Genomic DNA, 21,456 nt, shown 5'->3' with positions numbered 1-21,456 from the left:
TGACAAAATCCTAAGGCAGCAGACACATAGCGAGGCTCTGTTACTGAAGTCTCATCACGGCCTGATGGTCTGCTTCCTGTTAGCCTCAGGGGCACTTCGGGTAAATGGAATTGAAAGTTGATTCTGTCAGTTAAACAGAGTCGAGAGATAATCCAGGGGCGCATAGAACTTTTTCCACTGGGTCCAAGCTGTCTCTGAAAAGCTTTCTTCCATTGGATAGCCATAAACGGCGTAGTTTGAAAGACTGTTGATAACAGCGAAAGTCAACGCAGGCAACAGAGTGACACCGGCTTTAATAAGCGGGTTGTTTGAGGTTATCCTGAAACTGCCCAACATAAGCAAGGCTGCAACTCCGCCAAAGGCAAAAGCTCCAGCTATGGCTCCAGCTGCGGCTTCGACTCCTGCTCTGAAATCGGCTTTGGCTATGACTGTAGCCGTTGCTGTGGCTTTGGCTATGGCTGCGGCTATGATTGTGGCTTTGGCTGCGGCTGCGGCCACAGCTCCGACATCTGCTCCGATTCCGACTACTACTCCGGCCAGAGCTCCAACTAGAACTCCGGTCCCGGCTTTGGTCTCTGTCTGTCCGCCCACATCAATTGTTAATAATGAAATAAAACCCGAGAGGGTACCGGCAATCGCTGCGCTGACAACAGAAGCAAGAATCGCTTTTGCTGGCCTGAAACCTTTATGGATCATAGCTTCATAGGCGACAGTACCTGCCATAACCCCATTAATCACAGACAATATTGGGTATTCCCCAGCCGCATACCAATCAGTTACCACTTCCCTCAGGCTCATTTTTCTTAGAGCTAACGCCGAAATAGCACTGGCTCCAGTTCTTGATACCGCTTCGGACGCAAGGTAAATCAAGACTGCAACAGGTATGTACTCCCTCCTTTTCGAACTGGCAGCATAAGCTGCCATTCCTGCACCGGCAAAATACAGGGGTTTCCACCAGCGCTGTTCCAGGGGTGAGGGAGATACATGCCCGGCCAGCGCCACCTCTGCGATAGTCACCAAGGGGGCCAGCTGCAAACAGAAATTCGTTTTCAACTTCTCCAACTCCTTTGCATCCGATTCAGTCAGACTGTGTGTGCTTGAATGCCCGAAAGCTATTCCTGCTCTTTTACATACACCCCACCATATACCCACATTGAGCAAGGTAGACAAAGAGACTCCGGCAATGCTTTCTGTTAACTCAAGCCCGTTTGCCACCAGTGCGTTGTCATTAAGAGGCTTAAGAAAATCAAAATCATTTTGTGAGGGGGGGCTGGCCTGTGCCGTCGTATAAAGCAAGCACAAAAGTAACGGAAACAGGTTGAATGACTTTCTCATTCTGATTTGCCAGATACAGTTCCTGAACGGGAAATATAGACTCTAAACGGAACTATGGATGACAAAATAGACATTCAGGGCCAGTCGTTTTATACGCCTTCTGTAGTTTTTATTATCCGGTGATGTCGAGTTAGGTAGCCGACTCAGTGTCTGTGGAGACTTTTTATGTCTCAAACACCGGAAATGATCATAATTCGGGGAACAAATCCGTGACATTCTTCACGGGAACTGGTTGTCTGCTTTTGAGCTTCTTAACGAACACGGTAGCTGAAACCGCTGCAACGAAGACAACACCCACCGCGATAAGCCCAATACCCCAGTCCGGGATTTCTGCTCGTGATAAAGGGGGAAGGTTCTTTGGGTTGTAGTTTTGAAGACCCAGAGAAAGCACCTGCATACGGACATGCCGGATACCCTTCTCAATATCAGCGTCTGCAATTGCCAGATAGGCGTTATTGCCCACAAAAATCGGGCGCATCGACTTTGTTGCCGGGGTCTTGAATGCGGTGTCAAAATGATGAACATTGACCTGATTTTCATAAGTAATGACAGACAGTTGTCCATTACTGTTGTAAATAATAGCGTGCAAATAATGGTCTGAAGTCACCAGTCTGACGATTAAAAACGAACCAGGTTTTCCTGAAGGAAAACGAATCACATCGTCTATAATATGAGCACTGTCCATCACTCCAGTGTCAGTCGCCACCCGGCGAATGGAGAGTTTCTCTTTCTCAGGGCTGAATACAGCAACGTAAACATGGTCCTTTTGAATCAGAATGTCCTGCCGGATGTTGTCACTTTCAATGTTTGTGTCAATTACTATCTCTTTGCCATTGTATCCAAAAGAGAAAGCGGGATTGAGTTGTTTTTTTTCGAACTGTCTTATAAATACAGGATAGGGCGCATTTTTACCGCCACTGATGCCTGTTACATAAAGGTGCTTGCCATCTGGAGAAACCCTCAAAAAAAGTCCTCGTTCCTCATCGCTCTTAAAACATTTTTCAGGAAACGTGAGTCCTTGTTGATGATAACTGCTCATCAGCAGTTTGTTATTGATTTTTCCTGTTAAATACATGACACCCTGATGATGAGCGGTATCATTAATTTGAACCCCTTCAGGAAATACCTTGTCGTGTACGCTGAATCGTGCCCGGTATCCCTGGCCAGCAATTAACGGAAACTCCAACAGAACCGTTTTTCCAGACGTTGGCGTTGCAATAATGTCAAGGTGAGAACCTGTAGTTTCGTGAATAACCTGTCCAGCCAGAGACTGATAGGAAGCCAACCTTCTGAAACTGCTGGCAGAGGTTGTGTAAGTCACAATACCACACAGACCAAATTGCTTATCCAGTTCAGAGCCTTTATAACGTGCCAGAATAATCCTTTTGGGATCCGACTCAGGCTGAATAACAACGTATATCTGCTGATTTGCAGCATCATACGCTTGAAACTGGGGTATTCCTCCTGGCGGTGAGCAGCCAGCCGAAAGGCTGGGTGCATTTGTATTGTGAGGCAGAGTTGTATTCGACGATAAAGTTTTGTTCAGCAGTGAATTTGCTGACGGAGATTCCGAAATGATCGTAGAAGTCGTGGTCAGTTTTCTGGTTGACAGACGTGTAGAGGGTGATGTTTTCGCTGATGCTCTTATACCGACCTGATAAATCCAGACCTTTTGGTCTTCCCCACCGGCTGCCAGCAGGGTACCGTCGTGGTTGTAGGCAACGCTCTGTATATCGCTTTTCGCATCGGAGATGGTGTGCAGGAGGCGAGCTGGTTTCGACACGTCATATATCCTAACCTTTCGATCACCTGACCCAACTGCGAGTCGGGTGCCGTCGTGATTGAAGTCGATGCTCATGATCCAGTCTCTCGCAACGGACAGAACTTGCGGCGGAATGGTCAGGTTATTCGGGTTATAAATCCTGACCTTATTCCAGACCTTTCTATCACTTCCCCCAGTTGCCATCTGAGTGCCGTCGTAGTTGTATTTAACGCTCCGTACCTGACCATTTGACTCGTGCAGAGTATGGGGGAGAATGGACAGATTCCTCGGATAATAAACCCTGACCTTTTGATCTTTCCCTCCCACTGCCAGCTGGGTGCCATCGTGGTTGTAGTCAACACTCATTACCCAATCATTTGCATATGGCAGTATTTTCGGGGAAATGGACAGGTCATTCGGGTCATAAATCCTGACCTTGTGATCTTGCCCACCCACTGCCAGCTCGGTGCCGTCGTGGTTGTATTTAACACTGCGTACCGCTTTTGTCGCATCGGACAGGGTAGCAAGGGGGGAGGACGGGGACACTGGGTCATAAATCCTGACCTTATTATCATTCCCCCCGGCTGCCAGCCGGGTGCCGTCGTGGTTGAAGGCAACAGTCCTGACCCAGTCTTTAAAATCGTGCAGGGTATGCAGCAGTCTGGGCCTCGCCGGGTCACTCATATCAAAGATTTGTACGGGGCCTGAAGAAGGGCATTTGGGATCAGCACTGCCGGAACCCATTCCCACAGCCATGAGCGTACTGTTCTTATTCCATGAGACACTCATAACCCTGTGGGGCCCACAATAACTTGGTGGGACAACGCCTCCTGTGGGTGTTGGAGCGGTCGTTACCGGCAACATGTTCGGATCTATATTAATCTCGTGGATCAGTAAAGGTTGCATTGTTGGCCGGGCAATAACGGCCGTTTGAGCAACTGCCTGCATACAGCTTGTTGCCAATAAGATAACCAAACCCGCAATAGAACAGCTCTTTGCAATGCCCATAACCACTCTCCAGAATTCCAGCTTGGTGATCTGAGGCAATGAAAATGGACACAAAATTCACTGCCGCCCGGTTAAAAAACAGGGAAAGATGTGAGGTGCCTGACGCTGTCGGTCAGCGGTAAAATAACAGTTGTCGAGACAGCTATTTCAGAAAACAGCAACAATAGACGTGAGTCTCAGTGGGTGTTGGCGCTTCAATCAGCTCTTCAACATCTTCTGCTAAACGCTGTATCTTACGACGACTTTCAGATAGGTAGCTATCAATCCATTCATTTCCAGATGTTAACGCTGCTGTACTGTGATTACTGGATCCTCGTAAGCACATCGTTAAAAAAAATCACCATTTTCGGTATGGATAAATATATACGATTTCATGCGGAAGCGTTGCTGACCCTATTTGCTGATAATGGGCTTTGATACGCTGTACAGGAATGTCAGGTGTCTTCTCGTTAATCCCAGAGGATCATCAGCGGGTTGATCTGGTTGCCAGACTGTTTGGTGGTTATTAATGATCATCACTCTTGGAGCGCATTCGTGGCATCACTTACTGGAACGGGTGGTTTCCTCCTGAACTTCTTATGGACTAAGACTGAAACCGCGACAACCAGGACCACAACAACCACTGTAATAAGCCCAATACCCCACTCAGGGAATTCTCCGGGGGGTGAAGGCGACAGGTTCTCAAGATGCAGAGAAATCACCTGCATCCGGACATGCCGGGTACCCTTCTCAATATCGGCGTATGCAGCTGCCAGATAGGCGTTATTGCCCACAAAAACCGGGCGCATTGACCTTGTTGCCGGGATCTTGAATGCGGTGTCAAAATGATGGACATTGACCTGATTTTCATAAGTAATAACAGACAGTTGCCCATTACTGTTGTAAATAATGGCTTGCAAACAATTTTTCGCAGTCACCAGTCTAACGGTTAAAAACCTACCAGATGTGCCTGAAGAACAACGAATCGTATCGTCAATAATAAAAGCGCTATCCATTTGTCCATTGTCAGTGGCGAACCGACAAATGGAGAGTTTCTCTGATGCTGGGTTGAATACGGCAACATAAACATGGTTCTTTTGAATCAGAATGTCCTGCAGACTGTTGTCACTTTCAATGTTTGTGTCAATTACTATCTCTTTGCCATTGTATCCAAAAGAGAAAGCGGGATTGAGTTGTTTTTTTTCGAACTGTCTTATAAATACAGAATAGGGCGCATTTTTACCGCCACTGATGCCTGTTACATAAAGGTGCTTGCCATCTGGGGAAACCCTCAAAAAAAGTCCTCGTTCCCCATCGCTCTTAAAACATTTTTTAGGAAACGTGAGTCGTTGTTGATGATAACTGCTCATCAACAGTTTGTTATTGATTTTTCCTGTTAAATACATGACACCTTGATGATGAGCAGTATCATTAATTTGAACCCCTTCAGGAAATACCTTGTCGTGTACGCTGAATCGTGCCCGGTATCCCTGGCCGACAATTAACGGAAACTCCAACAGAACCGTTTTTCCAGACGTTGGCGTTGCAATAAGGTCAAGGTGAGAGCCTGTAGTTTCGTGAATAACCTGTCCAGCCAGAGACTGATAGGAAGCCAACCTTCTGAAACTGCTGGCAGAGGTTGTGTAAGTCACAATGCCACACAGACCAAATTGTTCATCCAGTTCAGAGCCTTTATAACGTGCCAGATTAACCTTTTTGGTATGCGACTCAGGCTGAATGACAACGTATATCTGCTCATTTTTTGCATCATACGCTTGAAACAGGGGTATTCCTTCTGGCTGCGGGCAACTACCCGGCAGGCTTGGCGCTTTTGTATTGTGAGGCAGGGCTGTATACGACGATGAATGCGTGATCAGCGTTGAATTTTCTGATGGAACTCCCGAAATGGTTGTAGAAGCAGTGGCGAGTTTACTGGTTGAGTGACTTGCAAAGAACGAAGCAGTGGTTAGTTTACTGGTTGAGAGACGTGTAGATGACGATGTTGTAGCTGACGCTCTTATATCGAAACGATAAATCCTGACCTTTTCATCTTCCCCCCCAACTGCCAGCAGGGTGCCGTCGTGATTATACTCAACGCTCCGTACATCGTTTTTCGCATCAGAGATGATGTACAGGGGGCGTGTTGGATTTATTGCCTTGGACGCAATGGGCGGGGGCAGTTTGGTGTGCAGGAGGTCAGATGTATTCGACATGTCATATATCCTAACCCTTCGATCACCCGACCCAACTGCGAGCTGGGTGCCGTCGTGATTGAAGTCGATGCTCATGATCCAGTCTCTCGCATCGGACAGAACTTGCGGCGCAAAGGTCAGGTCATTCGGGTTATAAATCCTGACCCTATTCCGTGCCTTATTATCACTTCCCCCAGTTGCCAGCTGAGTGCCGTCGTGATTGTATTTAACGCTCCGTACCTGACCGTTTGAATCCTGCAGAATGCGCGGGAAAATGGACAGATCCCTCGGGTCATAAACCCTGACCTTTTTATCTCTCCCTCCCACTGCCAGCTGGGTGCCGTCGTAGTTGTAGTCAACACTCATTACCCAATCACTTGCATCGGACAGAGTGTGCGGGGAAATGGACAGGTCATTCGGGTCATAAATCCTGACCTTTTGATCTTGCCCACCCACTGCCAGCTGGGTGCTGTCGTGGTTGTATTTAACGCTGCGTACCGCTCCTGTCGCATCAGACAGGGTAGCAAGGGGGGTGGACGGGGACACTGGGTCATAAATCCTGACCTTTTTATCATCCCCACCGACTGCCAGCCGGGTGCCGTCGTGGTTGAAGGCAACGGACCTCACCCAGTCTTTAAAATCGTGCAGGGTATGCAGCAGTCTGGGCCTCGCCGGGTCACTCATATCAAAGATTTGTACGGGGCCTGAAATAGGGCATCCGGAACCGCCGGAACCCATTCCCACAGCCATGAGCATACTGTTCATATTCCATGAGACACCCATAACCCTGTGAGGCCCACAATATCTTGGTGGGACAACGCCTCCTGTGGGTGTTGGAGCAGTCGTTACCGGCAAAACGTTCGGATCTATATTAATCACATGGATCAATAGAGGGCGCATGTTTGTAGTACCAGACGTTGTTGGCTGGGTTGTATACGACGATGAAGGTCTGGTCAGCGTTGAATTTCCTAATGGAGATCTCGAAATGGTTGTAGAAGCAGTGGTAGGTATACTGGTTGAGGGACGTGCAGATGGCGAAGCAGTTGTGAGTTGACTGGTTGAGGGACGCGCAGATGACGATGTTGTCGCTGGCGCTCCTGTAGCGACCTGATAAATCCTCACCTTTCCATCTTCCGCCCCAACTGCCAGCAGGGTGCCGTCGTGGTTGTATTCAACGCTCCGTACAACATCTGTCGCATCAGAGAGGGTGTACAAAACGCCAGGCAGATTCAACATGTCATATATCCTGACCTTATAATCAGCCGACCCGGCGGCGATTCGGGTGCTGTCGTGATTGAAGTCAATGCTCATGACCTTGTCTGTCGCACCCAACAGAGTATACTTCGTGCTGGCCAGGTTCTTTGTGTCATAAACCCCAACCCTTTTTTCCGGCCTTCCAAGATCACTTCCCCCAATTGCCAGCAGCGTCCCATCGTGGTTGAATTTAACGCTCCGCATTTGACCAAGCCAAGGGATCTTAGCTTGCGGGGCAATGGACAGATCCCTCGGGTCATAAACCCTGAGTCTGTAGTCTCTTGATACCGTTGCCAGTTCGGTGTCGTCGTGGCTGTAGTCAATGTCCATTACCCAGCCTCGTGAATCGGTCAGAATTGTCGGGCGAATGGACAGGTCCCTTGGGTCATAAATCCTGACCTTTTGATCGTTCCCACCCACTGCCAGCTGAGTGCCGCCGTGATTGTATTTAACGCTGCGAATCGGGCCTGTCGCATCGGACAGGGTAGCAAGGGGGGCGGACGGGGACACTGGGTCATAAATCCTGACCTTTTTATCATCTCCCCCGACTGCCAGCCGGGTGCCGTCGTGGTTGAAGGCAACAGCCCTCACCCGGTCTTTAAAATCGTGCAGGGTATGCAGCAGTCTGGGCCTCGCCGGGTCACTCATATCAAAGATTTGTACGGGACCTGAAAAAGGGCATCCGGAACCGCCGGAACCCATTCCCACAGCCATGAGTGTACTGTCCTTATTCCATGAGACACTCATAACCCTGTGGGGCCCACAATGTCTTGGTGGGACAACGCCTCCTGTGGGTGTTGGAGCGGTCGTTACCGGCAACATGTTCGGATCTATATTAAGCCCGTGGATCAGTTGAGGTTGCATTGTTGGCGAGGCAGTAACGGCCGTTTGAGCAAATGCCTGCATACAGCTTGATGCCAATAAGAGAACCAAACCCGCAATAGACAAGCTCTTTGCAATACCCATTGCCATTCTCCAGAGTTCTGTCTACCGACACTTCACTTCGTGGTCGAGGAAGCCAGTAGGGTTTAAAAACCTTTAGAAACATCCTCTACAAAAACGAATGAGAGCAAAGTAAGAGTCGTAAAGTTGATTGCTGAAATAATGCTTGCGTTGAAAGCTACTTTCATTCTTTGAAAGTAGAAACGCAGCTTTGTATGCCTATGATGAATGGGGCAGCAGATGCGTCAGGCGGTGTTTGAATATATTGAAATTGATTGGTTCTTTTGAATTTTAAGTGGGTAAGCAGGCTTCGCTCACCCTACTGAAGTCGAGCTTTCCTGTCAGCAAATATACCATTATCTTGAAGTGTGGCTTCTTATATTCCCTTGCCTTTCGCTTTGCAGCCTGTATCACCGAGTTTAACCCCTCCAGTAAGCCATTGTTGATTTGGCTGTCTTTCCACTGAATAACGCCATCCCAATGTCGTTTGATGGTTTTCGCTGCATTGATAACAGGCTTCAGGCGGCTGTGTGTTGCCCAGAAGTACCACTTCTTGAGCCTTGCTTCAAACTCTTCTCTGTTGGTCGCCGTGTAGAGCTGCTGAAAGGTCTCCCGTATCTGCAAAGCTCGAATTGACTTCAGGTTGAGGCCAGGCAAACTCAGACTTTCACGATGTGTTTTTTGCTTTGCCGTCAAGTTGCTTTCATTCTTTAACAGGATGTACTTCGCCCCCTTAAGCAGCGGGTTGGTTTTAGCTTCTTCCCGGCGAACCTTGTCGACAGCTTCGTTGATGATCTTGATGATGTGGAACTTGTCAAAGGTGATTTCTGCTGATGGCAGCTCCTCTCGAACTCCTTTGATAAAGGCTGGCGACATATCGCAGCTCACTTGTTTGACCTGTTCCGGCTTGCCATTGTGCTCTTTCAGGTCCTCTGTAAACGCCTTAACGGTATCACTGCTTTTTCCGTCAGCGACAAATAGGGTTTTCTTTTCCTCAAGGTCCACAAATAGCGTGATGTAGTCATGCCCTTTGGTGGCCGATGTTTCATCCATGCCCAAGGTATGTAAACGACTGTAGTCTTCATCAAATCTGGACGCATTGACGTAGAGTTCAAGAAGTATCCATAGCCGGTAGTCAGAAACCCCGGTTATCTTGCTGACGTGGTGAATCGGCATTGATCGGCACATTTGGATTAGGAAAGCCTCAAACAAGAGGGTAAAACCGCTGAGCTTGCCACTCCAGGGCGGAGGAATCAGACGGACTCTGCCATCATCTCGTTTAATCCGTGGTACACGAGCATGCAGGTAGCACTCATGCTGGAAGAAGTTCAGATGCCGCCAGGTTTTCTTAACAGTGTCAAAGGCTGTGTATGCCTTGCCGGAAGGGTCATCCTCTATGCTGTCCCGGAAGGTAGAGCCTTTCTGGAAGTTAACGTATATGTCCAGCCGTGACTGCTCAGTGTTGAACTTAACAGACTCAATAAACCAGGGAGAGGCGATGCCGAGAGCTGTCTGAAACAGGTCTTCCATGGAGAGGTAACTCAGGTTAGTTTAACGGGAAAGATTGAGAGAGCACTATACTCCGTTAGCCACTCGTTTTTCAAAAGAACCAATTGATTATAGTCGGACGCGTCAACACAGTTTTAACGGGTATGTGAGCTCTGAAAAATATGAATAGCCAGAAGCAGTTTAATCCGGCGTCACTTATATACTGTCTCAGATCAAGTGTTCTCCGGAACATAAAAAAAGACCTCGGTCGCACTTATCCCAAACCGGATCGATATCAAGGAACGTCCTGAGATCATTGGTTTGCGATCTCGCATAGGGGATTGGGAGGGCGATACCGTCTTTGGACAGAACGCCCACCTGGTTACCCTTGTTGATCGTAAGAGTCGTTTAACATTGATTGGAAAAGTTGACACCAAGCAAGCTGAAACCGTGGCAGATAGGATGATAGAACTTCTGAAGCGCGTCTCATCGGTTAATACAATTACACTGGATAACGGGGGTGAGTTTGCTGCTCACGAGAAGGTCAGCAAGGCATTCAATGCGGATGTTTACTTTGCCAAACCTTATGCCAGTTATCAGCGAGGAACTAACGAAAACACGAATGGCATCATTCGGCGAACCTGGCCCAAGAAAATGGCACTAGCAGCCTGTCGGACTTAAGCGTCCGTAGCGAGGATTGCAAGAAATTGAGGATAAAACTGCCTTTCACCACCCCGATTGATATTTGCCTAAAATCTGTTGTCAAAGAAATAAACAGACATTCAGGTGCACCAACATGCCTCAAGCTCAATACCAGTCTAAGAACCTCAACCACCTTGGCTTGGTTGCCGCTATGTGTCGGGAGTTAAAGATAGCCGAATACATTGATGCCCGTATCACAAATGACTCCGATGTTCGTAATGTCACTATTGGACAAGCTGTAGTTGCAATGATCATCAATGGCTTGGGCTTTACGGGGCAAACTCTGTACATGCTCCCTGAGTTTTTTGAGGATAAGCCGATTGACCGCCTTATCGGGGAAGATATACAGGCTGAACACTTGAACGACAAGGTACTTGGTCGGGCTCTCGACAGTTTGTACGACGCTGGTGTTAGCGACTTGTATCTCAATCTGGCCGTCAAGGTCGTCAATCATCTGAAACTTCCTTGCAAGGCATTAAATCTGGATGGCACCAGCTTTCATGTGGATGGAGTCTATAACAGTCATGACAATCCAGACGACTTAAATTGTATTCATATCTGCCAAGGTTACAGCCGTGACCACCGGCCTGACCTGAATCAGGTAGTCTTGCAGTTAATGACTGAAAATCAGGCGGGCATCCCTGTGTTTATGGCCCCTGCCAGCGGTAATGTAAACGACAAAACCTGTTTTCAGGAAATTATCAAAAATCATCTGTCATGTTTTAAGGCCGCTTTGAATAGCCGCTATCTGGTTGCTGATGCTGTCATGTATGTTGCAGAAACCCTTCAGTTGCTTGATGAGCAAAAGCAGCTGTTTATCTCCCGGGTGCCCCTGAACATCAAGGAGGCAAAGGAGCTGGTCTGCAAAGCGCCAACCATGTCGCTGGTGCCTGTTGAAGGCTATGAAGATTACTACTCAGCTGAAGTGCCTTCCTGCTACGGAGGGGTTCAGCAACGATGGTTCCTGTTTCTCAACAAAAAGCGCGGGCTTAGTGAACGGAAAACATTGACCCGAAAGATGCAAAAGCAGTCACTGAAAGAGGCCCGTGATCTGGAGAAGCTGAGCAAAAAGGCCTTTTTGTGCCGGGACGATGCATTGAAGGCTTTTGCCTTGTGGCAGAAACAATCGAAACTTTGCCAAAGCGAAACAGAGCCAGAGGTTATCCGTAAACCTTGCTATTCGGGCAAAGGAAGACCATCGCCGGATAGCAAGCCTGATCACTTCGAGTACTTTGTGCAGGCTGAATGCTTTGTTTCCTGCGAGAAAAGGGAGCATGCAGAAGCCTCACTGGGTTGTTTTATCCTAAGCACCAATGAACTGGATAAAAATAGTTTGAATGCCTCTGAGCTGCTGTCTACTTATAAGTCGCAACAAAAAGTTGAAGGCGGCTTTCGGTTTCTGAAGAGCCCGGACTTTCTGGTCTCTTCGCTCTATCTGAAGAAAGCGGAACGTATTGAAGCCCTGTTAATGGTGATGACTCTATGCCTGATGGTCTATGCTGCTATCCAGCACAGAATCAGGCAGGAACTGAAAAAGCAAAGTCGTGTATTTCCAGACCAGAAAAAAAACCCTGCCAGAACCCAACAGCAAGATGGGTATTTTTCTGTTTCCAGGGGCTTAGTGTATTAACGGTCAATAATCAGGAGGAACATGTGATTGGCTTGAAGGAAAGGCAGTGGACGATCATTCAAATTTTGGGCATTTTTTACGAGTCCATGTATTCCTGATAGGGGTGGTGAAAGGCGGATTAACGCCAGAGCTGCCCAGTTCATTTCTCAGGTCTCTTGCCATATTATTCAGGTCATCGTACAAGGCCACCCGTTTTGCAATGGCCACCTCAGCGTAACCCCCACTTTCAAGGCTGCTTTTTAGCTCATTTAAATAACCCGTGATACGGTTCTTTTCTGAAGACAACTTGTCAAGCAAAGCCTTTGACTGAGCCGTATCCAGGTTCTCCGAAAAGCTTCTGGCCTCATCCAGTCTTCTGAGATGAATACCGTAGATTCGGGTATCCCCCTGGCCATTACCATCGGTGTCATTCCAGTTACTGGCATAGGCAATCTCAAAATAAGCACTGGCCCAATCTCCTTCATCCATGGCCTTGCTCAGGTTGTTGCCAATAATCGCTGGACCACCGTTATAAGCCAGAGAGAGCAGGGAAGCCTTATGGGCATCGGACAGGCCATCAAACAGGTTCTGGGCATTTTGCTGGCTTGTACCCAGCTTAACCTGAAGACGGTTGACCACATCGTCTTCAATAAAAGCAATGGCCGTATCGAATACGGGCTCCATATCCGTGGTGGTGTTTTCAAAGGTGAAGGTGATTCTCGGGCTGCTGCCGTCTGTGACCTTGATCGCATAGTCCGACAGGATTTGGTTGACCTGGATAGTGTAGGTGGGCGTGTTTTGTGGGGACCAAGTTTTATCAAAAATATCTAATAATTCATCCGTAAGAGTTTTGAACTCATCAATTCCAATAGAATTAATGCTGTAACCAAACTGGTTCAGTACAGCTTCAAGTACTATTCGTTCTTGTAGATTATAACCAACCCCAATCGTGGGAATGCCCTTGGAATCAGCATAAACGTTCAATTTTGCATCTTCCAATCTTTTTATTTCTTCGAACAGACTCATCATAAAATCCTTTTATCATTTTACATTTTCATTAAGCCAATATTTGCATGAAGGCCATGCTTCGAAGCGAGCTTTTTTTCTGTTTTTTTGTATTCTATCTAGCTCAACCCATTCCCTATCTCTCCAGTTTCCTATCTTATTTTTTCGATCTAGAGTGAATATTGTTGCTATTGAAAAAAAACGCTGTTCATACTGGACAATATTCTCAACCAAAGCCATCCATTCACGTTTTCTATCCGCTGTGAACACAACATAATGTTTGCTGAAGCCGTACTTTTGTGCAGCCCTATATCTTTGATCGTTACTTAAGTCATCCCACTTCTCCTTAGTCGATAGCGCTTCTCCTTTTATTGAAGGTATACAAAGCTTGGTTGGAACTCGTTCTTCAATTACATGCTCTTTAACCCCATCCCCATCCAAGTCTAGAAAAGCCTCAGAGAGTTTGCTGTAGCCTGTCTCATACTCTTTTTCTTTCTCCGGCCAGGCATTCCGGTAAGCTTCTGTGCCATTATCCCGGTGATAGAGAATCTTTCCGTATTCAATCTGTCGTTTACTGTCCAGCGGCGTAAAAGGCACCAGATTAAAGGGGCTATCACTGAAATCCGGGGTGTGACAAGGCAACAGCTTTTCTTCTGGAATACGATTGATAACCTCCAGAAAAGCTTTGCAGACGTTCCCTTCAATGCCCTCTACAAAATTAGAGCGGTCTCGGGTGATCCGAAAGTTGTCAGATTGTTTGTGTTCTGCCCAGAGGGTGACTGGCAATAAGAAAACCAGGCTAACCGCTGATTTCAGTTTTTTCAGGAGGTACCCGTATCCCAACGTGGAGTAAAAGAGGTTCATCACGACAATCGCTCCATTGTTCGTTGTTCTCTACCCGGATAGCTGCTGGCAACAGCCTGGTGGAGGGAGGAGACAGAACCCAGACCATAGTCGAACTCCAGATTGAGGTTATGGTTACCGGGCCGTAATCCGTTACCGATGATATCGCCAATCAGGGTGTTGTGAATGCCATTGTCGTTGACAATGCTGTCGGTAGAGAGCGCATACCAGTTACTGTCGTATTCCAGATACCCCTCATCAATCAGGCTGGATGACTGCTCTGGATCGAAATGCGAGTTTTCGGAAGTACCCTGAGTGGTGTGGGTGTCGATGTCGAGGAGGGAGTTGTCTACGTCATGATTTTCCGCACCAAAGTACTCTTTCAACAAGTAACTAAGATAATCTGCTGCCCCCTTTACTTCATCAACAGCGTCATTCAGCTCCTCAACTATATTAATTCCATATTCAGGGGCAATAGCATTAGGATCAAACTCTTTTCCGTTTGCTCCTAAAAAGCTCCACTTTGCATCTCGCTCTGTAGCTCTAGCTTCTGAAAGCCCTATGGAATCATAAAACTTATTTGCTACAGCATAAGGGCCACTTTCAGGAAAAACACCTTCTACTACACCTGTTTTTTTACTGACATATAAGGTATAACCATTATCTGAAATAGAGTCATACTCTATGCTCGAAAATTCCGATTGCAACTTACCTAAACCAGAACCCTCTAACGCACTTACTGCCAGAAGGTAATCTTTTAGATTATTAGTATCTATTGCATTTATATTGTCGTGCGTCTGATAATTACCTGGAAATAAACTATACATCCCCTTACTTGCCCAAACAGCCTGATCAGCGTTTTGTATTTGGTTTTGAGTGATTCTTCCTGAATTACCAGACTCTATGTCTGCTCTAATAGCACTAACCAAGCCTTTTTCTATATCCACTGTAAATTGATCTAGTGATAAATTGTAATTCTCTGGATCTGATACTTTTGCTCCATAATTACCTTCGAGTGCTGCACCGCCAATAACACCACTATAAGTTGTTATTTGAGCCTGCAACATAAGTTGATTAGTTTGTTCAACATTAAGGTTGCTTAATTTTGCATAATAAATGTATGCTTCAGCTCGCTTCCCCTGATTTATAAGGCTATCCATTATAGCCAAATGTTGTTCTGTAACTTGATCAACTGCTTTAGTTGATAGAATATCTTGTATATTCAAACTTAAGTCCTATTTTTTCTTATGGTTTTTCATAAAATCAAAAATCATTCTTCTGACTTTCTTATCAATCTGCTTATAGCTGTCAATCTCAATAGCTTTAACCATAAATGAATACGCAACATCTCTATTAAGGTGAGAGTAAGCAGTACAAAGAAGGTTTTTTGGATTTCCATTTTTTGGACAGTCTATGTATATTCCATTTTCATTCTCCTGTTTTTTTGGCAAAAGTATGTAGTTAGTTCCAGTATTTCGTTCATTTTCATATCGAACAAAATCTTCATAAAAGCTAACATACTTATAAGTATTCGGTTTTCTTATTCTCGGAATAGAACGCTCTTTAATATAAAGACCATTAGATGTTTGTATATCAACAAAAATCATATAATAGTCTTCACTCTTTTTTAAACTACCGCTAAAAAAATCTGCCCGTGAATGTAGATCACCATTTTTTAAAAATAACTGCAGACGAATTAAATCACGGCTACTTTCTTCTTCATTGTTATATAATAAGTATGTTTTAGGTATACCAAAATAAACCACCTTATTATTAGCACTACTTCCACTAATACTTGGTATACTGATATATTCAAGCTCCATACTTATGGATTGGCTTTGACCATAAGCTGGGTAAAATGCCATAACTACTCTATCGATATATTCTCTATAGCTCACCAAGATCACTAGGCACATAATAAAAGCTAAGAGAAAAACGAAAACAGAGGCTTTAGCTATGATTTTAAAAACCTTATACATTTATTAATCTTTTCTCAAAAATAAAATATCACTACCAAAATCTTTCGTATCAGTTTTTTTATATTCAAACAGCAATAATAGCTATTAAAGTGGTTAACCCCACTCATTAACTTTCTTTACACCAAACAGTCCACTGTCTGGATAAAGCCTACTTTTCAAAAACCAGACGTAGCCCAAGCTCAATATTGAAAAGACAACGACCAAAGTGGTAAAAACTGGCACTTGCCCTATATCTTTGAATAAGCGGGGGAACTGGATAATGCCAAGGATAAGAAAAGCATTGTAGGCTGTTAAGCTATAGCGATAGAAACCAATAATAAACAGTACGGGCACAGCAATACTGATCAGACCAAAAAGGATAATGTTATGCCCTCCTAACAAGGCCCCCGTATTGAAACCAATCAGAGCTGCGATGCTTGCCTGAACGAACATTATAAGAATAAGCAGGTTATTCATTTTTTCATACTTCTGGCACAAGAAAGGATCAGGAAGTGCAGTTACCATTAAGGCCAGTTTTTTCTCTGGTAGGCCGTTATCCTGATATTTTTTGTAAATTTCACTTTTTCCCATACCTTTGTTGAGTAGTTCTTGCATTTCTTGTTTTACTTTTCTCTTCTTCATTCTCTCTACCTGTAACTGAATCAATAAAATAGACTGCCCAGAAAAAGGCTTTACCTTTCCCTGATGCTCTCCTGCTTAAACCTCAAAAGCGGACTCAAAAAGTATTCTATCAATCGCCGCTGCCCGGTTTTAATTTCCACAGCTACACTCATGCCAGGCGACAGATTCACTTTCCTTTTCTCTACCAGCATCCAGTCTTTTTCTATCTGGACATTGGCCAGGTACCGCAATCCTTGCTTTTCATCGGGTACAGCGTCGTCGGAGATATTGATCAGCTCACCCCCAATCAGACCGTATTTGGTGAAGTTGAAGGTGTCGATTTTCACCTCTGCCCGCTGGCCTTCCTGCACAAAGCCGATATCTTTGTTCAGCACCCAGGCTTCAACTTCCATGGTTGCTTCTTTAGGTACGATCTGCATCAGTGCCTGTGCAGGCTGGACGACACCGCCAATAGTGTGGATCTGTAGTTGCTGCACTGTGCCGTCTATGGGCGAAACAATCTTCTGCTGGTCATGCAGTTCCTGGGCCTTGATGCTTTCCTGCTTCAGGCTGGTCAGCTGGCGACGAACCTGCTCCTGTTGATCCAGGCTCTCCCGGCGTTTCTGGGCATGGAGGCTGTGCAGCTGGTTTTGAGTCTCTTCCTGTTCTGCGACCAGCTGCTGAACCGACGCTTTTTGTGCCTTGATATCTTCTTCCAGCTCTATGCGTTGCTGTTCCAGTTCGAGATACTGAACCCTTGAGCCGAAGTTCTTTTTGTAGAGCCCCTCCAGTGCCAGTGTTCGCTCTTCAATGATCGGTAAAATCCGCTGGAGCTTGCTGACGATAGCTTCAATAGTCCGCTGCTCAGCCACTTTACTCTTAAGCTGGCTCTTTAGGGTGTCTGAAGCCGTTAAGTAGTCTTCTATCTGCTGGGCAAGCAACTGTTCTTCAAAAGCCAGTGTTTCCTGTGTCGGCGAGCCACTCGAGTACTGGTCAGCTGGCTTATATTGGGGTACCCGGATACTGTCCGGCTGGTCTTGGGCTGGTTGATCAAGATAACTAACAAACGCCCGTTGTCTGGCCAGTTGCAGCTCAAGAGCGATTATTTCTTTTTTCAGCCTGACCAGTTCTGCCTCGGTCACAATGCCAACCAGAGAAACCAGTGGATCGCCAGCTTTCACCTCATCGCCTTCCCGAACGTGAATGGCCTGTACTTCACCTATCACCATCGGCTGAATGGTTTTTACGCGCTCGCCCGGTACGATTTTGCCCTGTGCCGTGGCAACAATATCAATCCTGCCCACGCAAGCCCACACAATGGCTATTGTGAATAACAGGATGATGGTTTTTACAATTATTCGGCTGGTCGGGTTCGCCGGTGTTTCCTCCACTTCCAGAGCTGCCGGTAGAAATTGGCGTCGTGTATTGTGCAATGCTGCCTGCTTTTCTGTTCTGGACAACAGGAACCTGGTCGCTTTTTCCCAAAGTGGTCTGACCATTAGATAGCCTCCCGCAAACCATGTTGATGGGCATTCAGTCGGGCGTAATGGCCGCCTTGCTTAACCAGTTGATCATGAGCGCCTTCTTCCACAATACGACCTTTTTCCATGACAATGATGCGGTCAGCATCCCGCACAGTTGAAAGACGATGGGCAATAATAAAAACCGTCCTACCCCGGCTGATCCGCTTCATATTCTGTTGGATAATATGCTCGGACTCGTAGTCCAGGGCACTGGTGGCTTCATCGAAGATCAGAATTTTCGGATTGGTCAGTAATGCCCGAGCTATGGCAATACGCTGTTTCTGCCCACCAGAGAGGGAGCTACCCTGTTCACCAACCTGAGTGTCATAACCTTCAGGCAATTCAAGAATAAAGTCATGGGCACCTGCCAGCTGGGCGGCAGCAGTGACCCGCTCAATAGAGGCACCCGGATCAGCCAGTGCTATGTTGTCGCGTACTGAGCGGTTAAACAGAAAGTTTTCCTGAAGCACCACGCCGACTTGCCTTCTCAACCAGGCGGGCTCGACTAACGCAAGGTCAATGCCATCGACCAATACTCGACCAGACTCAGGCACATAAAGTCGCTGTACCAGTTTGGTAAGTGTGCTTTTTCCTGAACCGGAGCGACCGACAATGCCAATGACTTCACCCGGTTTGACGGCGATGGAGATGCCATTCAAGACAGCAGGACGATCGGGTTGATAGCGGAACGTGACATGTTCAAACTTGACAACACCCTTCAGTGTTGGAAGTGTCGTACGATTTGGGTCATGTCCCGGCTCTGTGGGTTTATTCAGAACATCGCCCAGCCGCTGAACGGAAATACCTGCCTGCTGAAAGTCCTGCCAAAGTTGAACCAGTTTCAAAATAGGTGCACTGACCCTGCCAGCAATCATATTGAAGGCAATCAGCATACCGACCGATAGCTCACCATTGATCACCAGGGTGGCGCCAACCCAGAGAATCAGCACTGTGACTACCTTGTTGATTAGCCCTGCAAACTGGCTGGCAATATTACCCAGGTTCATCGCCCGGAACGCGGCAGAGACATAAGCTGCAAGCTGATCTTCCCAGACTCGTTGCATCTGAGGCTCAACCGCACTGCTTTTTAATGGTTTCCATCCCGGTGACAGATTCCACCAGAAAGGACTGGTTTTCTGCGCCTCTCTTGAACTTTTCATTCAATCGGGCACGAAGAACAGGCGTTACTATCAGGGACAGAATGATATAGAAAGGAATAGAGCCGAGAACAATCCAGGTCAGTGTCGGGCTGTAGAGGTACATTACTACAAAGAAAATGATAGTAAACAACAAATCAATACACAGCGTCAGCGCAGAACCGGTAATAAACTCCCGAATTGTATCCAGCTCACGGACACGGGCTACCGTGTCACCGACTCTGCGGGCATGAAAAAAAGCAACGGGCAAGCGGAGCAGGTGATTAAAAAGCCGGGAACCCAGCACCACATCTACCCGATTGGTAGTATGGCTGAACACATAGTTCCTGAGCCCATTCAGCACAATATCAAAGACTGACAGCACGAGCAGACCAAAAGCCAATACATCCAGTGTCGTTAGTGCCTGATTGACAAGAACCTTGTCGATAATGACCTGGAAGAACAGAGGCGTAATCAGGGCAAAGAGCTGAATAAAGAAGGATGCCAGCAGCACTTCATAAATCAGTTTTTTATGCTTGAGTATGGCCGGAATAAACCAACTGAAGTCGAATTTTGCCATTCCCCCTGGTAGCAATGATCGCTTGGTGAATAGAAAGAGTTCACCAGTGAACAGGGTTACCAGTACATCCAGCGATACCGTTTCAGGCCGGTCTTTCAAAGGGTCCTGAATCAGTGCTTTGCCATCATGAAAGCGGGCAATGATAAAGTAATGGCCATCAGAGTGACGGGCAATGGCGGGTAGAGGCAGATCTTGAAGTTTTTCACACTGAACTTCTGTACGACGAGCCTTGAGCTTTAAAAATTTTGCGGCCCTTAAAAGGTCTAACCCCTCAACAGGTCGATCGGAATCACCAAACTGGTGTTTGATCTGCTCCGGCTGAGCGGCCAATCCATGAAAACGGGCCAGCATCACCAGACAGGTCACTGCTGATTCCGAACTGCGTACACCATCCATCGGTGCGACTTCCTATAATTATTCTGTTCCTTGTGAGTTTGGATTGGATACTTTTATGGCAGTGCTTGTCAAGATTTACCACTAAATGTCACCAAATGTTCATCAAAAGAACAAATAACGAACACTTTCAAGTAGAAGTGCCTTAAGTACCTAACCAGTTGGTTTCGCATATTCTGGACGGCGGCTTTTTCCACCCTTCTGCGTTCCAACTCTGGTTGCGTAGCTATGGCTACGCGCCCGTCGTTGCGCCTTGAAGGATGAAAAAATCCACTCACCAGAATATGCGAAACCAACTGGCCAGGTACTTATGATTTGAATTCACTTACCTGCTTTCTGGTACTGGCTATTGAGGAAGGAGTGGCAGGGTCAGAAGACGACTGTTATCGGATACATGGACGACAGATTACAGCCATTAAGCTATTTCTTCGGCTTTGTGTTTTGAGTCCCATGTCGGCGATAGCACATGATCTCTATGACGTCATTTCAAAGCGACTTCGGCGCTTGCATAGCATCGACTCTTGCGAACCTTTCTATTTTGTGTTCACAGATCGCAATCAGAACCAGGACTGCATAATGAATTGTTTTTTCGGTTATGCGTATGAACTTTTTTACAACAGCCTGTCATAGTTTGAAGAGTGGTTAAGTCAAGCTAAAGAAATAGAGCTGGTTCAGAAAACCGTCTTGGATGAGAGAGCATTTTTATGGTCGGTTTTTCTGACAGAGGTACAACAGCTTGAGCATGTTTTGTTCAATGAGAAACCAATCAGGCTGGAGCAACACCCATATATTAAAAAACTACTGGACAGAATGGACGATTATAAGAAATATGTTGGACCTTGAGCAGCGGGGTGGTCACCGGATAACAGCAGAGTGGGTGACTTTTGAACGGTAGAGGTGGTCAATCTGGACAGTGCAGCTAATCGGTAAGTATCTTGGTGTGAGCAGCGATACTGTATACCGCTGGATCGATAAGCAGGGTATGCCAGCCCACCGCTTGGGCCGACGTTGGAAGTTCAAAAAAGATGAGCTTGATGCCTGGGTTAAAACGGGCGGAGCTGCTGAACCTTCCCCTCCCAAAAAGTCACCCAAAAGAAGCCCCCAAAAGATAACCCAGGAGTAACAC

At 46.5% G+C, this 21,456-nt stretch carries 13 protein-coding genes and 2 pseudogenes; 3 read left to right on the top strand and 12 right to left on the bottom strand.

What is annotated here, in order from left to right; translation table 11 throughout:
- Positions 1 to 126 precede the first annotated feature (126 nt).
- The 4 genes from ACOJUN_RS11650 to ACOJUN_RS11635 form a co-directional block, all read right to left on the bottom strand.
- Positions 127 to 1,335, bottom strand: a complete 1,209-nt coding sequence (locus tag ACOJUN_RS11650) for a hypothetical protein (protein ID WP_422136770.1) — start codon at positions 1,333 to 1,335, stop codon at positions 127 to 129.
- Positions 1,336 to 1,522: 187 nt separating this feature from the next.
- Positions 1,523 to 4,105: a WD40 repeat domain-containing protein gene (locus ACOJUN_RS11645; protein ID WP_422136769.1), complete on the bottom strand. Its 2,583-nt coding sequence runs from the start codon at positions 4,103 to 4,105 to the stop codon at positions 1,523 to 1,525.
- A gap of 515 nt (positions 4,106 to 4,620) precedes the next feature.
- Positions 4,621 to 8,496, bottom strand: a complete 3,876-nt coding sequence (locus ACOJUN_RS11640; protein WP_422136768.1) for a WD40 domain-containing protein — start codon at positions 8,494 to 8,496, stop codon at positions 4,621 to 4,623.
- Between the two features lie 267 nt (positions 8,497 to 8,763).
- A complete protein-coding gene (locus tag ACOJUN_RS11635; protein WP_422136767.1) occupies positions 8,764 to 10,002 on the bottom strand; it encodes an ISL3 family transposase in 1,239 nt (412 codons plus the stop codon).
- A gap of 225 nt (positions 10,003 to 10,227) precedes the next feature.
- Here ACOJUN_RS11635 and ACOJUN_RS11630 point away from each other — a divergent pair.
- A pseudogene (locus ACOJUN_RS11630) lies at positions 10,228 to 10,623 on the top strand (IS30 family transposase); the annotation flags it as partial.
- 133 nt (positions 10,624 to 10,756) lie between these two features.
- Positions 10,757 to 12,390 (top strand): annotated as a pseudogene (locus tag ACOJUN_RS11625) (IS1634 family transposase).
- Here ACOJUN_RS11625 and ACOJUN_RS11620 read toward each other — a convergent pair.
- The 8 genes from ACOJUN_RS11620 to ACOJUN_RS11585 all read right to left on the bottom strand — a co-directional run bounded on the left by ACOJUN_RS11620 (position 12,347) and on the right by ACOJUN_RS11585 (position 20,333).
- Positions 12,347 to 13,300, bottom strand: a complete 954-nt coding sequence (locus ACOJUN_RS11620) for a hypothetical protein (protein ID WP_422136766.1) — start codon at positions 13,298 to 13,300, stop codon at positions 12,347 to 12,349. The pseudogene ACOJUN_RS11625 and the gene ACOJUN_RS11620 sit on opposite strands and share 44 nt — an antisense overlap.
- A 12-nt stretch (positions 13,301 to 13,312) precedes the next feature.
- A complete protein-coding gene (locus tag ACOJUN_RS11615) occupies positions 13,313 to 14,143 on the bottom strand; it encodes a hypothetical protein (protein WP_422136765.1) in 831 nt (276 codons plus the stop codon).
- Complete coding sequence (locus ACOJUN_RS11610; RefSeq protein ID WP_422136764.1) at positions 14,140 to 15,345, bottom strand: hypothetical protein; 1,206 nt, start codon at positions 15,343 to 15,345, stop codon at positions 14,140 to 14,142. Before ACOJUN_RS11610 ends, ACOJUN_RS11615 begins: the two co-directional genes overlap by 4 nt.
- A 9-nt stretch (positions 15,346 to 15,354) precedes the next feature.
- The gene (locus ACOJUN_RS11605) at positions 15,355 to 16,098 is read right to left on the bottom strand and encodes a hypothetical protein (RefSeq protein ID WP_422136763.1); all 744 of its coding nucleotides are present in this window, start codon (positions 16,096 to 16,098) and stop codon (positions 15,355 to 15,357) included.
- A gap of 93 nt (positions 16,099 to 16,191) precedes the next feature.
- Entirely contained in the window at positions 16,192 to 16,719 is a 528-nt protein-coding gene (locus ACOJUN_RS11600; RefSeq protein ID WP_422136762.1) for a hypothetical protein, read from the bottom strand.
- Positions 16,720 to 16,769: 50 nt separating this feature from the next.
- Complete coding sequence (locus ACOJUN_RS11595) at positions 16,770 to 18,197, bottom strand: HlyD family type I secretion periplasmic adaptor subunit (protein ID WP_422136761.1); 1,428 nt, start codon at positions 18,195 to 18,197, stop codon at positions 16,770 to 16,772.
- Entirely contained in the window at positions 18,197 to 19,285 is a 1,089-nt protein-coding gene (locus tag ACOJUN_RS11590) for an ATP-binding cassette domain-containing protein (protein WP_422136760.1), read from the bottom strand. The genes ACOJUN_RS11595 and ACOJUN_RS11590 overlap by 1 nt, the downstream gene beginning before the upstream one ends.
- A gap of 7 nt (positions 19,286 to 19,292) precedes the next feature.
- Positions 19,293 to 20,333, bottom strand: coding sequence for an ABC transporter transmembrane domain-containing protein (locus ACOJUN_RS11585; protein WP_422136759.1), 1,041 nt, complete (start codon positions 20,331 to 20,333; stop codon positions 19,293 to 19,295).
- Positions 20,334 to 21,234: 901 nt separating this feature from the next.
- Between ACOJUN_RS11585 and ACOJUN_RS11580 the strand changes: the two genes are divergently transcribed.
- Positions 21,235 to 21,453: a helix-turn-helix domain-containing protein gene (locus ACOJUN_RS11580; RefSeq protein ID WP_422137067.1), complete on the top strand. Its 219-nt coding sequence runs from the start codon at positions 21,235 to 21,237 to the stop codon at positions 21,451 to 21,453.
- The last annotated feature ends 3 nt before the right edge of the window (positions 21,454 to 21,456 follow it).

The sequence above is a fragment of the Endozoicomonas sp. ALD040 genome, from assembly GCF_049275945.1.
Lineage (GTDB): Bacteria > Pseudomonadota > Gammaproteobacteria > Pseudomonadales > Endozoicomonadaceae > Endozoicomonas_A.
The sequence above is the reverse complement of the archived record's forward strand: the minus strand, read 5'-3'. Positions and strand labels throughout refer to the sequence as shown.